We start from the raw sequence: 18015 nt of genomic DNA, 5'->3' as shown, positions 1-18015 counted from the left end.
GTTGTCCCGAGGGACGGAAGCGCATCACCGCAGTTCTGGCAATCGCGTCGCACCGCAGCAAGGCAACCACGAGCCGACCTGCAGGGCACACCTTCGCCTGGCCTGCACAACCCTTCCCCTTCGAGCCTCCTGCGTTCGCCGCCGCACTCCCCCGGACAGGACAGCCGCCTGGCTTCTGATCCGCGTATCCGAGCATCAGCACAATTACACTCAAGATCGATGCGACGAGGTTTATTTCCATGGCACTGACACGCGAACAGCAAATTGCAGCCCTCGAGAAAGACTGGGCCGAAAACCCGCGCTGGAAAGGCGTGACCCGTACCTACACCGCCGCTGATGTCGTTCGCCTGCGTGGCTCGCTGCAGCCAGAGCACACCTTTGCTCGCCAAGGCGCAGAAAAACTGTGGAAGCTGGTCACCCAAGGTGCCCACCCGTCCTTCCGCCCAGAAAAAGATTTCGTCAACTGCATGGGTGCCCTGACCGGTGGCCAGGCAGTGCAGCAGGTAAAAGCCGGCATCCAGGCCATCTACCTGTCCGGCTGGCAGGTTGCCGCCGACAACAACTCGGCCGAGTCGATGTACCCCGACCAGTCGCTGTACCCGGTCGACTCGGTACCGACCGTGGTCAAGCGCATCAACAACTCGTTCCGTCGCGCCGACCAGATCCAGTGGAAAGCCGGCAAGAACCCGGGCGACGAAGGCTACATCGACTACTTCGCACCGATCGTGGCTGACGCCGAAGCCGGTTTCGGCGGTGTGCTGAACGCCTACGAGCTGATGAAGAACATGATCGAAGCAGGCGCCGCCGGCGTGCACTTCGAAGACCAGCTGGCCTCGGTCAAGAAATGCGGCCACATGGGCGGCAAGGTACTGGTACCGACCCAGGAAGCCGTACAGAAGCTGGTGGCTGCCCGCCTGGCCGCCGACGTTGCCGGTGTACCGACCATCATCCTGGCCCGTACCGACGCCAACGCCGCCGACCTGCTGACCAGCGACTGCGACCCGTACGACCAGCCGTTCGTGATCGGCGAGCGTACCCGTGAAGGCTTCTACAAAGTCCGTGCCGGCCTCGACCAGGCCATCTCCCGCGGCCTGGCCTACGCGCCGTATGCCGACCTGATCTGGTGCGAAACCGCCAAGCCGGACCTGGATGAAGCCCGCCGCTTCGCCGAGGCGATCAAGAAGGAGTACCCGGACCAGATCCTGTCGTACAACTGCTCGCCTTCCTTCAACTGGAAGAAGAACCTGGACGACGCCACCATCGCCAAGTTCCAGCGCGAGCTGTCGGCCATGGGCTACAAGCACCAGTTCATCACCCTGGCCGGCATCCACAACATGTGGCACGGCATGTTCAACCTGGCGCACGACTACGCCCGCAACGACATGACCGCCTACGTGAAGCTGCAGGAGCAGGAGTTCGCCGACGCGAGCAAAGGCTACACCTTCGTGGCGCACCAGCAGGAAGTCGGTACCGGCTACTTCGACGACATGACCACCGTGATCCAGGGTGGCGCTTCGTCGGTGACCGCACTGACTGGTTCGACCGAGGAAGAGCAGTTCCACTGAGTTCGGTGAGCTGAATAGGAAGCCCAGGTTCCGCAAGGTTCCTGGGCTTTCTTTCTTCTGGCAGACCCTATCGCGGGGCAAGCCCGCTCCCGCGCAGCGCTTACAGGCGTGGGAGCGGGCTTGCCCCGCGATAGGGCCGGCACAGGCAAAGTTGCTGATCAGGTCTAAGCTTGTGGCTACCCCACAGCAAGGACTGCCCATGCCCCGCCCTGGCCACCTGCTCATCGTCGCCGTCGCAGCCGCCGCCTTCTATCTATATGCGCTGGCCAGCGACAACGCCCTGCTTGGCCTGCTGGTCAAACCCATTCCGGTGCTCGCCTTGATTGCCTGGCTGAGCTCCCTCCCCGCCACACCCTATCGCCGCTGGATCATCCTCGGCCTGGCCTTCTCGGTGCTCGGCGACATTCTCCTGGCGATCCCCCGCGACCTGTTCGTGTTCGGCCTTGGGGCGTTTCTCTGCGCACACCTGACCTACCTGCGCGGTTACTGCACCCTCACGCGACGCCCGGCCTACCCGGCCCTGGCCTTCGCCGTATTGATAGGCGGTTCGCTGTTCGGCCTGCTCGCCGGCCATGGCCTGGGCCCACTGCTGATCCCGGTGGCACTGTACGCCCTGACCATCGGCGCCATGCTCTGGCGCGCCTTGGCCTGCGGCGGACTGGCCGCGCTGGGCGCCTGCGCTTTCGTGTTCTCCGACAGCGTCATCGGCATCGACCGCTTCGTCAGCCCATTCGCCGCCGCCGAGTACCTGATCATCCTTTTCTACTGGCTCGGCCAGTGGCTGATCGCCGCGTCGGTCAGCCGCGACGCAAGCGACAAAGTATTGATCCAGAGCGGTACGCACAGTGCCGGAAGCTGCTAGAACGAGAGTTTTTCGCATTTGCAAGAGGGGGCGCTCGGCAGATGAACTTTGCAAGGGCCAGAACAGCTAAAACATTACAGCTCAGGTTAAATGATATTAATTATCATTACGCAACTAGCCCGTCATTACGCGGGGTAAGAAACATAATTAACAAATCCGCGCGCAATGCCCGAAACTCAAGGGTTTCAGCCAGTTACGAAAGATTTTTGTTCTTAAACCTACGAATAAATTTGCAACGGAAATTTTACTTGCACTGGGTTTACCCATAAAATCAGCGCGATTGATTCAGCTGCGACATTTGGTCACTGCGTCTGCGACACCACGTCGCCGCTCTACTTTATTTCAGACTGCAGAGCTGGGTCTCTGTATAAGGATTTCTAGCATGTCCGATTCGGCAGGACTCATCGCCCACAACTGGGGCTTTGCCATCTTCCTCCTGGGTGTCGTCGGCCTGTGTGCCTTCATGCTCGGCCTGTCCAGCCTGCTCGGTAGCAAGGCCTGGGGTCGCGCCAAGAACGAACCCTTCGAATCCGGCATGCTGCCCGTCGGCAGCGCCCGCCTGCGCCTGTCCGCCAAATTCTATCTGGTCGCGATGCTGTTCGTGATCTTCGATATCGAAGCCCTCTTCCTGTATGCATGGTCTGTGTCCGTCCGCGAAAGCGGCTGGACCGGATTCGTCGAAGCTCTCATTTTCATAGCAATTCTGTTGGCAGGTCTTGTCTACCTATGGCGCGTCGGGGCGCTCGATTGGGCTCCCGAAGGTCGCCGCAAGCGGCAAGCGAAGCTGAAACAATGAGGCTTTGGCATGCAATACAATCTCACCAGAATCGATCCGGACGCACCCAACGAGCAGTATCCGGTCGGTGAGCGGGAAACCGTCACCGATCAACTGCTGGAAGACCAGGTCCACAAGAACATCTACATGGGGAAACTCGAAGATGTGCTGCGTGGCGCGGTCAACTGGGGTCGCAAGAACTCCCTCTGGCCGTACAACTTCGGCCTTTCCTGCTGCTACGTGGAAATGACCACGGCCTTCACGGCACCCCACGACATCGCCCGCTTCGGCGCCGAAGTCATCCGGGCCTCGCCGCGCCAGGCCGACTTCATGGTCATCGCCGGTACCTGCTTCGTCAAAATGGCGCCGATCATCCAGCGCCTGTACGAGCAGATGCTCGAGCCCAAGTGGGTCATCTCCATGGGTTCGTGCGCCAACTCCGGCGGCATGTACGACATCTACTCGGTCGTTCAGGGGGTCGACAAGTTCCTCCCCGTGGACGTCTATGTGCCTGGCTGCCCGCCGCGCCCCGAGGCATTCCTGCAAGGCCTGATGCTGCTGCAGGAGTCGATCGGCCAAGAACGACGCCCGCTTTCCTGGGTGGTTGGTGATCAAGGCATCTACCGTGCCGAGATGCCCGCCCAGAAAGACCTGCGTCGCGAACAGCGCATTGCGGTAACCAACCTGCGCAGCCCCGACGAAGTCTGATCCAGCGACCTGCCGCCCGCTCCCGAAGGAGCCGGCGGCCTGGCTTCATTCTTAACGCTGACCCAAAGCGACCGAGACCATGACAGCGGACAACGCTATTTATATTCCGCCCTACAAGGCTGACGACCAGGATGTGGTCGTCGAACTGCACAACCGTTTTGGCGCCGACGCATTCGTCGCCCAGGAAACCCGCACCGGCATGCCGGTACTGTGGGTAAAGCGTGCCCAGCTCAAGGAAGTGCTGAGCTTCCTGCGCGGCGTCGCCAAGCCGTACAGCATGCTGTACGACCTGCACGGCGTCGACGAGCGCCTGCGCACCCAGCGCCGCGGCCTGCCTGCCGCCGATTTCAGCGTGTTCTACCACCTGCTGTCGGTCGAGCGTAACAGCGACGTGATGATCAAGGTGTCGCTCAGCGAAGGCGACCTGAACCTGCCGACGGTGACCGGTATCTGGCCGAACGCCAACTGGTACGAGCGCGAAGTCTGGGACATGTTCGGCATCGACTTTGCCGGCCACCCGCACCTGAGCCGTATCATGATGCCGCCGACCTGGGAAGGTCACCCGCTGCGCAAGGACTACCCCGCCCGCGCCACCGAGTTCGATCCCTACAGCCTGACCCTGGCCAAGCAACAGCTTGAAGAGGAATCGGCGCGCTTCAACCCGGAAGCCTGGGGCATGAAGCGCCAGGGCGCCAACGAGGACTACATGTTCCTCAACCTCGGCCCGAACCACCCGTCCGCCCACGGTGCCTTCCGTATCGTCCTGCAGCTGGACGGTGAAGAGATCGTCGACTGCGTCCCGGACATCGGCTACCACCACCGTGGCGCCGAGAAGATGGCCGAGCGTCAGTCCTGGCACAGCTTCATTCCCTACACCGACCGTATCGACTACCTCGGCGGGGTGATGAACAACCTGCCGTACGTACTGGCGGTCGAGAAGCTGGCCGGTATCCAGGTGCCGCAGAAAGTCGACGTGATTCGCATCATGCTCGCCGAGTTCTTCCGCATCACCAGCCACCTGCTGTTCCTGGGCACCTACATCCAGGACGTCGGCGCCATGACCCCGGTGTTCTTCACCTTCACCGACCGCCAGCGCGCCTACACCGTGATCGAAGCGATCACCGGTTTCCGCCTGCACCCGGCCTGGTACCGCATCGGTGGCGTCGCCCACGACCTGCCGCGCGGCTGGGACAAGCTGGTCAAGGACTTCGTCGAATGGCTGCCCAAGCGCCTCGACGAGTACACCAAGGCCGCCCTGCAGAACAGCATCCTCAAGGGCCGTACCATCGGCGTTGCCGCGTACAACACCAAGGAAGCGCTGGAATGGGGCACCACCGGTGCCGGCCTGCGTTCCACCGGTTGCGACTTCGACCTGCGTAAGGCGCGCCCCTACTCCGGCTACGAGAACTTCGAGTTCGAAGTACCGCTGGCCCACAACGGCGATGCCTACGATCGCTGCATGGTCCGCGTCGAGGAGATGCGCCAGAGTATCCGCATCATCGACCAGTGCCTGCGCAACATGCCGGAAGGCCCGTACAAGGCGGATCACCCGCTGACCACGCCGCCACCGAAAGAGCGCACCCTGCAGCACATCGAGACCCTGATCACCCACTTCCTGCAAGTCTCGTGGGGCCCGGTCATGCCGGCCAACGAGTCGTTCCAGATGATCGAGGCGACCAAGGGCATCAACAGTTACTACCTGACGAGCGATGGCGGCACCATGAGCTACCGCACCCGGATCCGTACCCCGAGCTACCCGCACCTGCAGCAGATCCCTTCGGTGATCAAAGGCAGCATGGTCGCGGACCTCATCGCGTACCTGGGCAGTATCGACTTCGTTATGGCTGACGTGGACCGCTAAGCATGAACAGCACGCTTATCCAAACCGACCGTTTCGCCCTGAGCGAAACCGAGCGCTCGGCCATCGAGCACGAGATGCACCACTACGAGGACCCGCGCGCGGCGTCCATCGAAGCCCTGAAGATCGTCCAGAAGGAACGCGGCTGGGTGCCGGACGGCGCCATCTACGCCATCGGCGAAGTGCTGGGTATCCCCGCCAGCGACGTCGAGGGCGTGGCCACCTTCTACAGCCAGATCTTCCGCCAGCCGGTCGGCCGCCACATCATCCGCGTGTGCGACAGCATGGTCTGCTACATCGGCGGCCACGAATCGGTGGTCAGCCAGATCCAGAGCGAGCTGGGCATCGGCCTCGGCCAGACCACCGCGGACGGGCGTTTCACCCTGCTGCCGGTGTGCTGCCTGGGCAACTGCGACAAGGCCCCGGCGCTGATGATCGACGACGACACCTTTGGCGACGTGCAGCCTGCCGGCGTCTCCAAGCTGCTGGAGGGTTACGTATGACCATCACTTCCTTCGGCCCGGCCAACCGCATCGCGCGTTCGGCCGAAACCCACCCGCTGACCTGGCGCCTGCGCGACGACGGCGAGCCTGTATGGCTGGCCGAGTACCAGGCCAAGAACGGCTATGCCGCCGCCCGCAAGGCGCTGGCCGAGATGTCCCAGGACGATATCGTCCAGTCCGTCAAGGACTCCGGCCTCAAGGGCCGTGGCGGCGCGGGCTTCCCCACCGGCGTGAAGTGGGGCCTGATGCCCAAAGACGAATCCATGAACATCCGCTACCTGCTGTGCAACGCGGATGAAATGGAGCCGAACACCTGGAAGGACCGCATGCTGATGGAGCAACAGCCCCATCTGCTGGTCGAGGGCATGCTGATCAGCGCCCGCGCCCTGAAGGCCTACCGTGGCTACATCTTCCTGCGTGGCGAATACACCACCGCGGCGAAGAACCTCAACCGCGCCATCGACGAAGCCAAGGCCGCAGGCCTGCTGGGCAAGAACATCCTCGGCTCGGGCTTTGATTTCGAGCTGTTCGTGCACACCGGTGCCGGGCGCTACATCTGCGGTGAAGAAACCGCGCTGATCAACTCGCTCGAAGGCCGCCGCGCCAACCCGCGCTCCAAGCCGCCCTTCCCTGCCGCCGTCGGCGTGTGGGGCAAGCCGACCTGCGTGAACAACGTCGAGACCCTGTGCAACGTGCCGGCCATCGTCGCCAACGGCAACGACTGGTACAAGTCGCTGGCCCGCGAAGGCAGCGAAGACCACGGCACCAAGCTGATGGGCTTCTCCGGCAAGGTAAAGAACCCGGGCCTGTGGGAACTGCCGTTCGGCGTCACCGCCCGCGAGCTGTTCGAAGACTACGCCGGCGGCATGCGCGACGGCTTCAAGCTCAAGTGCTGGCAGCCAGGCGGCGCCGGTACCGGCTTCCTGCTGCCCGAGCACCTGGACGCACAAATGTACGCCGGTGGCATCGCCAAGGTCGGCACCCGCATGGGTACGGGCCTGGCCATGGCGGTCGACGACAGCGTCAACATGGTCTCGCTGCTGCGCAACATGGAAGAGTTCTTCGCCCGCGAATCCTGCGGCTGGTGCACGCCGTGCCGCGACGGCCTGCCATGGAGCGTGAAGATGCTGCGCGCCCTGGAGAAAGGCCAGGGCCGCGCCGAAGACATCGAGACCCTGCTGGGTCTGGTCAACTTCCTCGGCCCAGGCCGCACCTTCTGTGCTCACGCACCGGGTGCCGTCGAGCCATTGGGCAGTGCCATCAAGTATTTCCGCTCGGAGTTCGAGGCCGGCGTCGCCCCAGCCACTGCTGGCAGCGAAGCCCTGCGCCCGAACCTGGCGAAGCCGATCGTGGTCGGCGCATAACAAGATGAACAGCGGGTGGTCCGTGCCATCCGCCAGCCCGCCGGCCGGCCCGAACGATTCGTGGCCGGCCGCGGGCTCACCGATTTCCATTAGCCACGCCCGCCCACGCGGGCCAACGAAGAACTTTGAACAATGGCCACTATCCACGTAGACGGCAAAGCGCTCGAAGTCAACGGTGCGGACAACCTGTTACAGGCCTGTCTGTCGCTCGGCCTCGACATCCCCTATTTCTGCTGGCACCCGGCGCTCGGTAGCGTCGGCGCCTGCCGGCAGTGCGCGGTCAAGCAGTACACCGACGAGAACGACACCCGTGGTCGTATCGTCATGTCCTGCATGACCCCTGCCTCCGACGGCACCTGGATCTCCATCGACGATGACGAGTCCAAGGCGTTCCGCGCCAGCGTCGTCGAATGGCTGATGACCAACCACCCGCACGACTGCCCGGTGTGCGAGGAAGGCGGTCACTGCCACCTGCAGGACATGACGGTAATGACCGGCCACAACGAGCGCCGCTACCGTTTCACCAAGCGTACCCACCAGAACCAGGACCTCGGCCCGTTCATCGCCCATGAGATGAACCGCTGCATCGCCTGCTACCGCTGCGTGCGCTACTACAAGGACTACGCCGGCGGCACCGACCTGGGCGTATACGGCGCCCACGACAACGTGTACTTCGGTCGCGTCGAAGACGGCGTGCTGGAAAGCGAGTTCTCCGGCAACCTCACCGAGGTCTGCCCGACCGGTGTGTTCACCGACAAGACCCACTCCGAGCGCTACAACCGCAAGTGGGACATGCAGTTCGCCCCGAGCATCTGCCATGGCTGCTCCAGCGGCTGCAACATCAGCCCCGGCGAGCGCTACGGCGAACTGCGCCGCATCGAGAACCGCTTCAACGGCTCGGTGAACCAGTACTTCCTGTGCGACCGTGGCCGCTTCGGCTATGGCTACGTCAACCGCAAGGACCGTCCGCGCCAGCCGTTCCTCGCCGATGGCAGCAAGCTGGGCCTGGACGCCGCCCTGGACAAGGCCGCCGACCTGCTGCGCGGCCGCACCATCGTCGGCATCGGCTCGCCACGCGCCAGCCTCGAAAGCAACTACGGCCTGCGTGAGCTGGTCGGCGCCGAGTACTTCTACTCCGGTATGGAAACTGGCGAACTGGCCCGTGTGCGCCTGGCGCTGAACGTGCTGAACGACAGCCCGCTGCCAGTCCCGACCCTGCGCGACATCGAAGACCACGACGCCGTGTTCGTGCTCGGTGAAGACCTGACCCAGACCGCCGCCCGCGTCGCCCTGGCCGTGCGCCAGGCCACCAAGGGCAAGGCCGAGGCCATGGCCGACGCCATGCGCGTACAGCCTTGGCTGGACGCTGCGGTGAAGAACATCGGCCAGCACGCGCTGTACCCGCTGTTCATCGCATCCTTGGCTGAAACCAAGCTGGACGACGTCGCCGAAGAGTGTGTGCACGCCGCTCCCGCCGACCTGGCCCGCATCGGTTTCGCCGTGGCCCACGCCATCGACCCGAGCGCGCCTGCCGTCGCCGGCCTGGACGACGAAGCCCTGGCCCTGGCCCAGCGCATCGCCGACGCCCTGGTCGCCGCCAACCGCCCACTGGTGGTCGCCGGCACTTCCCTCGCGGACCCTGCGCTGATCGAAGCCGCCGCCAACATCGCCAAGGCCCTCAAGCTGCGCGAGAAGAACGGTTCGCTGAGCCTGGTCGTGCCTGAAGCCAACAGCCTCGGCATGGCGATGCTGGGCGGCGAGTCCGTCGATGCGGCCCTGGACGCCGTGATCAGCGGCAAGGCCGACGCCATCGTCGTGCTGGAAAACGACCTGTACGCCCGCGTACCGGCCGCCAAGGTCGACGCCGCCCTGGCCGCGGCCAAGGTGGTGATCGTTGCCGACCACTCCAAGACCCCGACCCTCGACCGCGCCCACCTGGTGCTGCCCGCCGCCTCGTTCGCCGAAGGCGACGGCACCCTGGTCAGCCAGGAAGGCCGTGCCCAGCGCTTCTTCCAGGTGTTCGACCCGCAGTACCTGGACAGCAGCATCCAGATCCACGAAGGCTGGCGCTGGATGCACGCCCTGCGTGCCACCCTGCTGAACAAGCCGGTGGACTGGACCCAGCTGGACCACGTCACCAGCGCCTGCGCCGAAGCCGCGCCGCAACTGGCCGGCATCATCAATGCCGCACCAAGCGCAGCCTTCCGCATCAAGGGCATGAAGCTGGCCCGCGAGCCGCTGCGCTACTCCGGCCGTACCGCCATGCGCGCCAACATCAGCGTGCACGAGCCGCGTACCCCGCAGGACAAGGACACCGCGTTCGCCTTCTCCATGGAAGGCTACTCGGGCTCGGCCGAGCCGCGCCAGCAGGTGCCGTTCGCCTGGTCGCCGGGCTGGAACTCGCCGCAGGCCTGGAACAAGTTCCAGGACGAAGTGGGTGGCCACCTGCGTGCCGGTGACCCGGGCGTGCGTCTGATCGAGTCGCAAGGCGACAAGCTCGACTGGTTCACCGCCATTCCGGGCGCGTTCAACCCGGCTCGCGGCACCTGGACCGCCGTACCGTTCTTCCACCTGTTCGGCAGCGAAGAGAGCTCCTCGCGCGCCGCACCGGTACAAGAGCGTATTCCAGCTGCCTACGTCGGCCTGGCCAAGTCCGAAGCCGACCGCCTGGGCGTCAACGACGGCGCAATGCTGAGCCTGAACGTGGCCGGCGTGTCGCTGCGTCTGCCGTTGCGTATCAATGAAGAACTGGGCGCTGGCCTGGTTGCGTTGCCCAAAGGCCTGGCCGGCATTCCGCCCGCCATCTTCGGTGCAGCCGTCGAAGGCCTGCAGGAGGCAGCACAATGAGCTGGTTCACCCCCGAAGTGATCGATGTGATCATTCAGGTCGTCAAGGCCATCGTGGTGCTGCTGGCCGTGGTGGTCTGCGGCGCGCTGCTCAGCTTCGTCGAGCGTCGCCTGCTGGGCTGGTGGCAGGACCGCTACGGTCCGAACCGGGTCGGCCCGTTCGGTATGTTCCAGATCGCCGCCGACATGCTGAAGATGTTCTTCAAGGAGGACTGGAACCCGCCCTTCGTCGACAAGATGATCTTCACCCTGGCGCCGGTAGTGGCCATGAGCGCCCTGCTGATCGGCTTCTCGATCATCCCGATCACCCCGGGCTGGGGCGTGGCCGACCTGAACATCGGCCTGCTGTTCTTCTTCGCCATGGCCGGCCTGTCGGTCTACGCCGTGCTGTTCGCCGGCTGGTCGTCGAACAACAAGTACGCCCTGCTGGGCAGCCTGCGGGCCTCGGCGCAGACCGTGTCGTACGAAGTGTTCCTGGGCTTGGCGCTGATGGGCGTGGTGGTGCAGGTGGGTTCGTTCAACATGCGCGACATCGTTGAATACCAGGCCAACAACCTGTGGTTCATCATTCCGCAGTTCTTCGGCTTCTGCACCTTCTTCATCGCTGGCGTCGCCGTGACTCACCGTCACCCGTTCGACCAGCCGGAAGCGGAACAGGAACTGGCCGACGGCTACCACATCGAATATGCCGGCATGAAATGGGGCATGTTCTTCGTCGGTGAATACATCGGCATCATCCTGATCTCGGCGCTGCTGGTAACCCTGTTCTTCGGTGGCTGGCACGGTCCGTTCGGCATCCTGCCGCAAGTACCGTTCCTGTGGTTCGCCCTGAAGACCGCGTTCTTCATCATGCTGTTCATCCTGCTGCGCGCCTCGATCCCGCGCCCACGCTATGACCAGGTGATGGACTTCAGCTGGAAGTTCTGCCTGCCGCTGACCCTGATCAATTTGCTGGTGACCGCTGCGATCGTGCTCTACAACACGCCAGCCGTCGCGGCCCAGTGAGGATTTGACCCATGTTCAAGTATATCGGCGACATCGTTAAGGGCACCGGCACACAGCTGCGCAGCCTGGCCATGGTGTTCTCCCACGGGTTCCGCAAGCGCGACACCCTGCAGTACCCCGAAGAACCCGTGTACCTGCCGCCGCGCTACCGCGGCCGCATCGTCCTCACCCGCGACCCCGATGGCGAGGAGCGCTGCGTGGCGTGCAACCTCTGCGCGGTGGCCTGCCCGGTCGGCTGCATCTCGCTGCAGAAGGCCGAGACCGAGGACGGCCGTTGGTACCCCGAGTTCTTCCGCATCAACTTCTCGCGCTGCATCTTCTGCGGCCTGTGCGAAGAGGCGTGCCCGACCACCGCGATCCAGCTCACTCCGGATTTCGAAATGGCCGAGTTCAAGCGTCAGGACCTGGTGTACGAGAAAGAAGATCTGCTGATCTCCGGCCCCGGCAAGAACCCTGACTACAACTTCTACCGTGTTGCGGGCATGGCAATCGCTGGCAAGCCGAAAGGCTCTGCGCAGAACGAAGCCGAGCCGATCAACGTGAAGAGCTTGCTCCCATAAGGACAGAAAGATGGAATTCGCTTTCTACTTCGCATCCGGTGTCGCCGTCGTCTCCACGCTTCGCGTGGTGACCGGCACCAACCCGGTGCACGCCCTGCTCTACCTGATCATCTCGCTGATTTCCGTGGCGATGATCTTCTTCTCCCTCGGTGCGCCGTTCGCCGGCGCCCTGGAAGTGATCGCCTACGCCGGCGCCATCATGGTGCTGTTCGTCTTCGTGGTGATGATGCTCAACCTCGGGCCGGCTTCGGTTGCCCAGGAGCGCGGCTGGCTCAAGCCCGGCATCTGGGCGGGGCCGGTGATCCTCGCCGCCCTGCTGCTGCTGGAGCTGCTGTACGTGCTGTTCGTCACCCCGTCGGGCGCCGCCATCAGCGGTACCACCGTCAGCGCCAAGGACGTCGGCATCAGCCTGTTCGGGCCGTACCTGCTGGTGGTCGAACTGGCCTCGATGCTGCTGCTCGCGGCAGCCGTCACCGCCTTCCACCTGGGCCGCAACGAGGCGAAGGAGTAAATCATGGGTGCTATCCCTCTCGAGCATGGTCTGGCGGTCGCCGGCATCCTGTTCTGCTTAGGTCTGGTTGGCCTGATGGTCCGCCGCAACATCCTCTTCGTGCTCATGAGCCTGGAAGTCATGATGAACGCCTCTGCCCTGGCGTTCATCGTCGCCGGTGCCCGTTGGGTCCAGCCCGACGGCCAGGTGATGTTCATCCTGGTGATCAGCCTGGCAGCCGCCGAGGCCAGCATTGGCCTGGCGATCCTGCTGCAGCTGTATCGCCGCTTCCACACTCTCGACATCGATGCTGCCAGTGAGATGCGCGGATGAACCTTATCTTCCTGACGTTCGTATTCCCCCTGATCGGCTTCCTGCTGCTGTCGTTCTCGCGCGGCCGCTGGTCCGAGAACCTGTCGGCGCTGGTCGGCGTCGGCTCGGTCGGTCTGTCGGCGGCCACCGCCGCCTACGTGATCTGGCAGTTCAACGTCGCCCCGCCTGAGGGCGGTGCTTACAGCCAGCTGCTGTGGCAGTGGATGTCGGTGGACGGCTTCGCGCCGAACTTCACCCTGTACGTGGACGGCCTGTCGGTCACCATGCTGGGCGTGGTCACCGGCGTCGGCTTCCTGATCCACCTGTTCGCCTCCTGGTACATGCGTGGCGAAGCCGGTTACTCGCGCTTCTTCTCGTACACCAACCTGTTCATCGCCAGCATGCTGTTCCTGGTGCTGGGCGACAACCTGCTGTTCATCTACTTCGGCTGGGAAGGCGTGGGCCTGTGCTCGTACCTGTTGATCGGTTTCTACTACAGCAACCGCAACAACGGTAACGCGGCACTCAAGGCGTTCATCGTCACCCGCATCGGCGACGTGTTCATGGCCATCGGCCTGTTCATCCTGTTCGTCCAGCTGGGTACCCTGAACGTGCAGGAACTGCTGGTGCTGGCACCGCAGAAGTTCCAGGCCGGTGACACCTGGATGGTCCTGGCGACCCTGATGCTGCTGGGTGGCGCGGTCGGTAAATCGGCCCAGCTGCCGCTGCAGACCTGGCTGGCCGACGCGATGGCGGGCCCGACCCCGGTTTCGGCGCTGATCCACGCGGCCACCATGGTGACCGCGGGCGTGTACCTGATCGCCCGTACCAACGGCCTGTTCCTGCTGGCGCCGGACGTCCTGCACCTGGTCGGCGTGGTCGGTGGCGTGACCCTGGTCCTGGCCGGCTTCGCCGCCCTGGTACAGACCGACATCAAGCGTATCCTCGCCTACTCGACCATGAGCCAGATCGGCTACATGTTCCTGGCCCTGGGCGTCGGCGCCTGGGACGCGGCGATCTTCCACCTGATGACCCACGCCTTCTTCAAGGCCCTGCTGTTCCTTGCCTCCGGTGCGGTGATCGTCGCCTGCCACCACGAGCAGAACATCTTCAAGATGGGCGGCCTGTGGAAGAAACTGCCGCTGGCCTACGCCAGCTTCGTGGTCGGTGGCGCCGCCCTGGCCGCCCTGCCGATCCTGACCGTGGGCTTCTACTCCAAGGACGAGATCCTCTGGGAAGCCTTCGCCAGCGGCAACACCGGCCTGCTGTACGCCGGCCTGGTGGGCGCGTTCATGACCTCGCTGTACACCTTCCGCCTGATCTTCATCGCCTTCCACGGCGAAGCCAAGACCGAAGCCCACGCCGGCCACGGCATCAGCCACTGGCTGCCGCTGGGCGTGCTGATCGTGCTGTCGACCTTCATCGGCGCCTGGATCCACCCGCCGCTGGCAGGCGTGCTGCCTGAAAGCGCCGGCCACGCCGGTGGCGAAGCCAAGCACTCGCTGGAGATCGCCTCGGGCGCCATCGCCATCGCCGGTATCCTGCTGTCGGCCCTGCTGTTCCTGGGCAAGCGCCGCTTCGTCACTGCGGTCGCCAACAGCGGTATCGGTCGCGTCCTGTCGGCCTGGTGGTTCGCCGCCTGGGGCTTCGACTGGATCTACGACAAGCTCTTCGTCAAACCTTACCTGCTGATCAGCCACATCCTGCGCAAGGACCCGGTTGACCGCAGCATCGGCCTCATCCCTCGCCTGGCTCGCGGCGGTCACGTCGCCATGAGCAAGACCGAGACCGGCCAGCTGCGCTGGTACACCGCCTCGATCGCCGTCGGCGCCGTGCTGGTGCTCGGTGCCGTGGTAGTGGCCGCGGTATGACTATGAATCTTGCGACTTTGCCAAAGGAAACCAACCCGTCATGATTTTGCCTTGGCTGATCCTGATCCCCTTCATCGGCGGCTTCCTGTGCTGGCTGGGTGAGCGCTTCGGCTCCACCCTGCCGCGCTGGATCGCGCTGCTGACCATGTCCCTGCTGCTTGGCATCGGCCTGTGGCTGTGGGCGAACGGCAACTACACCCTGGCTCCCGCCCCTGGCGCGGAGCCCGCCTGGGCCCTCGAGTACAAAGTCGAGTGGATCAAGCGCTTCGGCATCAGCATCCACCTGGCCCTCGACGGCCTGTCGCTGCTGATGATCCTGCTCACCGGCCTGCTCGGTGTGCTGTCGGTGCTCTGCTCGTGGAAAGAGATCCAGCGCCACGTCGGCTTCTTCCACCTCAACCTGATGTGGATCCTCGGCGGCGTGGTCGGTGTGTTCCTGGCCCTGGACCTGTTCCTGTTCTTCTTCTTCTGGGAAATGATGCTGGTGCCGATGTACTTCCTCATCGCGCTCTGGGGTCACAGCTCCTCCGACGGCAAGAAGACCCGGATCTACGCGGCGACCAAGTTCTTCATCTTCACCCAGGCCAGCGGCCTGATCATGCTGGTGGCGATCCTCGGCCTGGTGCTGGTCAACTACAACAGCACCGGCGTGATCACCTTCAACTACAGCGACCTGCTCAAGGCCGAGCTGCCAGCCGGCGTCGAGTACATCCTGATGCTGGGCTTCTTCATCGCCTTCGCGGTGAAGCTGCCGGTGGTGCCGTTCCACTCCTGGCTGCCTGATGCTCACGCCCAGGCACCGACCGCAGGTTCCGTGGACCTCGCGGGCATCCTGCTGAAGACCGCGGCCTACGGCCTGCTGCGCTTCGCCCTGCCGCTGTTCCCGAACGCCTCGGCCGAGTTCGCGCCGATCGCCATGACCCTGGGCCTGATCGGTATCTTCTACGGTGCCTTCCTGGCCTTCGCGCAAACCGACATCAAGCGCCTGGTGGCCTTCTCCAGCGTCTCGCACATGGGCTTCGTGCTGATCGGCATCTACTCCGGCAGCCAGCAGGCCCTGCAGGGCGCGGTGATCCAGATGCTGGCCCACGGCCTGTCGGCCGCCGCGCTGTTCATCCTGGCCGGCCAGCTGTACGAGCGCCTGCACACCCGTGACATGCGCGAGATGGGTGGCCTGTGGCACCGCATCGCGTATCTTCCGGCCATCAGCCTGTTCTTCGCCGCCGCGTCGCTGGGCCTGCCGGGCACCGGCAACTTCGTCGGCGAGTTCCTGATCCTGATCGGCAGCTTCGCCCACGTCCCATGGATCACCGTGATCGCCACCACCGGCCTGGTCTTCGGTTCGGTGTACTCGCTGATCATGATCCACCGCGCCTACTTCGGTCCGGCCAAGGCCGACACCGTGCTGGCCGGCATGGACGGTCGCGAGCTGATCATGGTGCTGGGCCTGGCGGGCCTGCTGATCCTGCTGGGCGTGTATCCGCAGCCGTTCCTGGACACCTCTGCCGCCACCATGAGCGGTGTGCAGCAGTGGCTCGGTTCCGCTTTCACTCAACTCGCTTCGGCCCGGTAAGAGCGCTATGGAATTCACCACTCAACACTTCATCGCATTGGCGCCGATGCTGATCACCACCATCACCACGGTGGTGGTGATGCTGGCGATCGCCTGGAAGCGCAACCACTCGCAGACCTTCCTGCTGTCCACCGTGGGCCTGAACCTGGCCCTGCTGTCGATCCTGCCGGCACTTAAAGTCGCGCCGCTGGCGGTCACCTCGCTTGTGACCATCGACAAGTTCGCCTGCCTGTACATGGCGATCATCCTGGTGGCCACCCTGGCCTGCGTCACCCTTGCCCACGCCTATCTGGGCGAGGGTTCCAAGGGCTTCCCGGGCAACCGTGAAGAGCTGTACCTGCTGCTGCTGATGTCGGCACTGGGTGGCCTGGTGCTGGTCAGCGCCAACCACCTGGCGGGCCTGTTCATCGGCCTGGAGCTGCTGTCGGTGCCGGTCTACGGCCTGGTGGCGTACGCCTTCTTCAACAAGCGCTCGCTGGAAGCCGGCATCAAGTACATGGTGCTGTCGGCCGCCGGTTCCGCCTTCCTGCTGTTCGGCATGGCGCTGCTGTACGCCGATGCCGGCGCGCTGACCTTCGACCAGCTGGGCAAGGCCCTGGCCGCCACCAGCATGCCGAGCCTGCTGGCGCAGTTGGGTCTGGGCATGATGCTGGTGGGCCTGGCCTTCAAGCTGTCGCTGGTGCCGTTCCACCTGTGGACCCCGGACGTGTACGAAGGCGCCCCGGCGCCGGTCGCCGCGTTCCTGGCCACCGCCAGCAAGGTCGCGGTGTTCGCCGTCGTGGTACGCCTGTTCATGCTCTCCCCCGCCGCCAGCAGCGGCGTGCTGAGCACCGTGCTGGCGGTGATCGCGGTTGCCTCGATCATCATCGGCAACCTGCTGGCGCTGACCCAGAGCAACCTCAAGCGTCTGCTCGGTTACTCGTCCATCGCCCACTTCGGCTACCTGGTCATCGCCCTGGTCGCCAGCAAGGGCCTGGCCCTGGAAGCCATGGGCGTGTACCTGGTCACCTACGTGATCACCAGCCTCGGCGCCTTCGGCGTGATCACCCTGATGTCCTCGCCGTACGCCGGCCGTGACGCCGACGCCCTGTACGAGTACCGCGGCCTGTTCTGGCGCCGTCCGTACCTGACCGCCGTGCTGACCGTGATGATGCTCTCGCTGGCCGGTATCCCGTTGACCGCGGGCTTCATCGGCAAGTTCTACATCATCGCCACCGGCGTCGAGTCGCACCTGTGGTGGCTGGTCGGCGCCCTGGTGATCGGCAGCGCCATCGGCGTGTACTACTACCTGCGCGTCATGGTCACCCTGTACCTGGTCGAGCCGAACCTGCGTCGCCACGACGCCCCGCTGAAGTGGGAACAGCGCACCGGCGGCGTGATGCTGCTGGCCATTGCCATCCTCGCCTTCGTGCTGGGCGTGTACCCGCAGCCGTTGCTGGAGATGGTGCAGCAGGCGGGTCTGCAACTGATCGGTTGATCGGCTGCACGATGTGAAAGTAGCCCCGCCTCGGCGGGGTTTCTTTTTGCCTGAAGGAAATCACTGGCTTCTTCGCGGGTAAATCGCAGCGGCGCACCGCCGCTCCCACAGGATCACCACCATTTCCAACGGTCAGCGCTTTACCTGTGGGAGCAACTGTCTTGCTCAATTTTTAGAATCTGGCGCGATCCCTGTGGGAGCGGGTTTACCCGCGAAGCAGGCGACGCGGTGCCTGGCACCGGCTGC

At 64.2% G+C, this 18015-nt stretch carries 15 protein-coding genes; all 15 read left to right on the top strand.

Annotated elements, in window-relative coordinates:
* Positions 1–239: 239 nt before the first annotated feature.
* The 15 genes from aceA (at position 240) to nuoN (ending at position 17769) form a co-directional block, all read left to right on the top strand.
* Positions 240–1565 carry an isocitrate lyase gene (gene aceA / locus ACZ899_RS02280; protein WP_203652037.1) on the top strand — a complete coding sequence of 442 codons (1326 nt, stop codon included), beginning with the start codon at positions 240–242 and terminating at the stop codon, positions 1563–1565.
* Positions 1566–1764: 199 nt separating this feature from the next.
* Positions 1765–2427 carry a lysoplasmalogenase gene (locus ACZ899_RS02275; protein WP_234562370.1) on the top strand — a complete coding sequence of 221 codons (663 nt, stop codon included), beginning with the start codon at positions 1765–1767 and terminating at the stop codon, positions 2425–2427.
* 382 nt (positions 2428–2809) lie between these two features.
* The gene (locus ACZ899_RS02270) at positions 2810–3223 is read left to right on the top strand and encodes an NADH-quinone oxidoreductase subunit A (RefSeq protein WP_028692461.1); all 414 of its coding nucleotides are present in this window, start codon (positions 2810–2812) and stop codon (positions 3221–3223) included.
* A 9-nt stretch (positions 3224–3232) separates the two neighbouring features.
* Positions 3233–3910: a NuoB/complex I 20 kDa subunit family protein gene (locus tag ACZ899_RS02265; protein WP_008096180.1), complete on the top strand. Its 678-nt coding sequence runs from the start codon at positions 3233–3235 to the stop codon at positions 3908–3910.
* A 79-nt stretch (positions 3911–3989) separates the two neighbouring features.
* Positions 3990–5771 (top strand): NADH-quinone oxidoreductase subunit C/D, encoded by a 1782-nt coding sequence (gene nuoC / locus ACZ899_RS02260; RefSeq protein ID WP_110733467.1) that lies wholly within the window; start codon positions 3990–3992, stop codon positions 5769–5771.
* Between the two features lie 2 nt (positions 5772–5773).
* Positions 5774–6271 (top strand): NADH-quinone oxidoreductase subunit NuoE, encoded by a 498-nt coding sequence (nuoE, locus tag ACZ899_RS02255; protein WP_012313767.1) that lies wholly within the window; start codon positions 5774–5776, stop codon positions 6269–6271.
* On the top strand, positions 6268–7635 hold the full coding sequence (nuoF, locus tag ACZ899_RS02250; RefSeq protein ID WP_203652033.1) for an NADH-quinone oxidoreductase subunit NuoF: 1368 nt from the start codon (positions 6268–6270) through the stop codon (positions 7633–7635). The genes nuoE and nuoF overlap by 4 nt, the downstream gene beginning before the upstream one ends.
* Positions 7636–7767: 132 nt before the next feature.
* The gene (gene nuoG / locus ACZ899_RS02245; RefSeq protein ID WP_234562369.1) at positions 7768–10482 is read left to right on the top strand and encodes an NADH-quinone oxidoreductase subunit NuoG; all 2715 of its coding nucleotides are present in this window, start codon (positions 7768–7770) and stop codon (positions 10480–10482) included.
* A complete protein-coding gene (nuoH, locus tag ACZ899_RS02240) occupies positions 10479–11486 on the top strand; it encodes an NADH-quinone oxidoreductase subunit NuoH (protein ID WP_050706494.1) in 1008 nt (335 codons plus the stop codon). Before nuoG ends, nuoH begins: the two co-directional genes overlap by 4 nt.
* A gap of 11 nt (positions 11487–11497) precedes the next feature.
* A complete protein-coding gene (gene nuoI, locus ACZ899_RS02235; protein WP_003251442.1) occupies positions 11498–12046 on the top strand; it encodes an NADH-quinone oxidoreductase subunit NuoI in 549 nt (182 codons plus the stop codon).
* A gap of 10 nt (positions 12047–12056) precedes the next feature.
* A complete protein-coding gene (gene nuoJ / locus ACZ899_RS02230; RefSeq protein ID WP_110733459.1) occupies positions 12057–12557 on the top strand; it encodes an NADH-quinone oxidoreductase subunit J in 501 nt (166 codons plus the stop codon).
* Positions 12558–12560: 3 nt separating this feature from the next.
* Positions 12561–12869: an NADH-quinone oxidoreductase subunit NuoK gene (nuoK, locus tag ACZ899_RS02225; RefSeq protein WP_008096201.1), complete on the top strand. Its 309-nt coding sequence runs from the start codon at positions 12561–12563 to the stop codon at positions 12867–12869.
* Positions 12866–14719 (top strand): NADH-quinone oxidoreductase subunit L, encoded by a 1854-nt coding sequence (gene nuoL / locus ACZ899_RS02220; protein ID WP_062573488.1) that lies wholly within the window; start codon positions 12866–12868, stop codon positions 14717–14719. Before nuoK ends, nuoL begins: the two co-directional genes overlap by 4 nt.
* A gap of 40 nt (positions 14720–14759) precedes the next feature.
* Positions 14760–16292: an NADH-quinone oxidoreductase subunit M gene (gene nuoM / locus ACZ899_RS02215; RefSeq protein WP_110733457.1), complete on the top strand. Its 1533-nt coding sequence runs from the start codon at positions 14760–14762 to the stop codon at positions 16290–16292.
* Between the two features lie 7 nt (positions 16293–16299).
* Positions 16300–17769, top strand: a complete 1470-nt coding sequence (gene nuoN / locus ACZ899_RS02210) for an NADH-quinone oxidoreductase subunit NuoN (RefSeq protein ID WP_102685131.1) — start codon at positions 16300–16302, stop codon at positions 17767–17769.
* Positions 17770–18015 lie beyond the last annotated feature (246 nt).

The organism is Pseudomonas sp. TE31087, assembly GCF_057284075.1.
This window is presented reverse-complemented; position numbering and strand designations above follow the sequence as displayed.

What these genes read in the sequence shown, in the direction of transcription:
- aceA (WP_203652037.1), top strand. Translation starts at nt 240, where the DNA reads ATGGCACTGACACGCGAACAGCAAATTGCAGCCCTCGAGAAAGACTGG.
- ACZ899_RS02275 (WP_234562370.1), top strand. Translation starts at nt 1,765, where the DNA reads ATGCCCCGCCCTGGCCACCTGCTCATCGTCGCCGTCGCAGCCGCCGCC.
- ACZ899_RS02270 (WP_028692461.1), top strand. Translation starts at nt 2,810, where the DNA reads ATGTCCGATTCGGCAGGACTCATCGCCCACAACTGGGGCTTTGCCATC.
- ACZ899_RS02265 (WP_008096180.1), top strand. Translation starts at nt 3,233, where the DNA reads ATGCAATACAATCTCACCAGAATCGATCCGGACGCACCCAACGAGCAG.
- nuoC (WP_110733467.1), top strand. Translation starts at nt 3,990, where the DNA reads ATGACAGCGGACAACGCTATTTATATTCCGCCCTACAAGGCTGACGAC.
- nuoE (WP_012313767.1), top strand. Translation starts at nt 5,774, where the DNA reads ATGAACAGCACGCTTATCCAAACCGACCGTTTCGCCCTGAGCGAAACC.
- nuoF (WP_203652033.1), top strand. Translation starts at nt 6,268, where the DNA reads ATGACCATCACTTCCTTCGGCCCGGCCAACCGCATCGCGCGTTCGGCC.
- nuoG (WP_234562369.1), top strand. Translation starts at nt 7,768, where the DNA reads ATGGCCACTATCCACGTAGACGGCAAAGCGCTCGAAGTCAACGGTGCG.
- nuoH (WP_050706494.1), top strand. Translation starts at nt 10,479, where the DNA reads ATGAGCTGGTTCACCCCCGAAGTGATCGATGTGATCATTCAGGTCGTC.
- nuoI (WP_003251442.1), top strand. Translation starts at nt 11,498, where the DNA reads ATGTTCAAGTATATCGGCGACATCGTTAAGGGCACCGGCACACAGCTG.
- nuoJ (WP_110733459.1), top strand. Translation starts at nt 12,057, where the DNA reads ATGGAATTCGCTTTCTACTTCGCATCCGGTGTCGCCGTCGTCTCCACG.
- nuoK (WP_008096201.1), top strand. Translation starts at nt 12,561, where the DNA reads ATGGGTGCTATCCCTCTCGAGCATGGTCTGGCGGTCGCCGGCATCCTG.
- nuoL (WP_062573488.1), top strand. Translation starts at nt 12,866, where the DNA reads ATGAACCTTATCTTCCTGACGTTCGTATTCCCCCTGATCGGCTTCCTG.
- nuoM (WP_110733457.1), top strand. Translation starts at nt 14,760, where the DNA reads ATGATTTTGCCTTGGCTGATCCTGATCCCCTTCATCGGCGGCTTCCTG.
- nuoN (WP_102685131.1), top strand. Translation starts at nt 16,300, where the DNA reads ATGGAATTCACCACTCAACACTTCATCGCATTGGCGCCGATGCTGATC.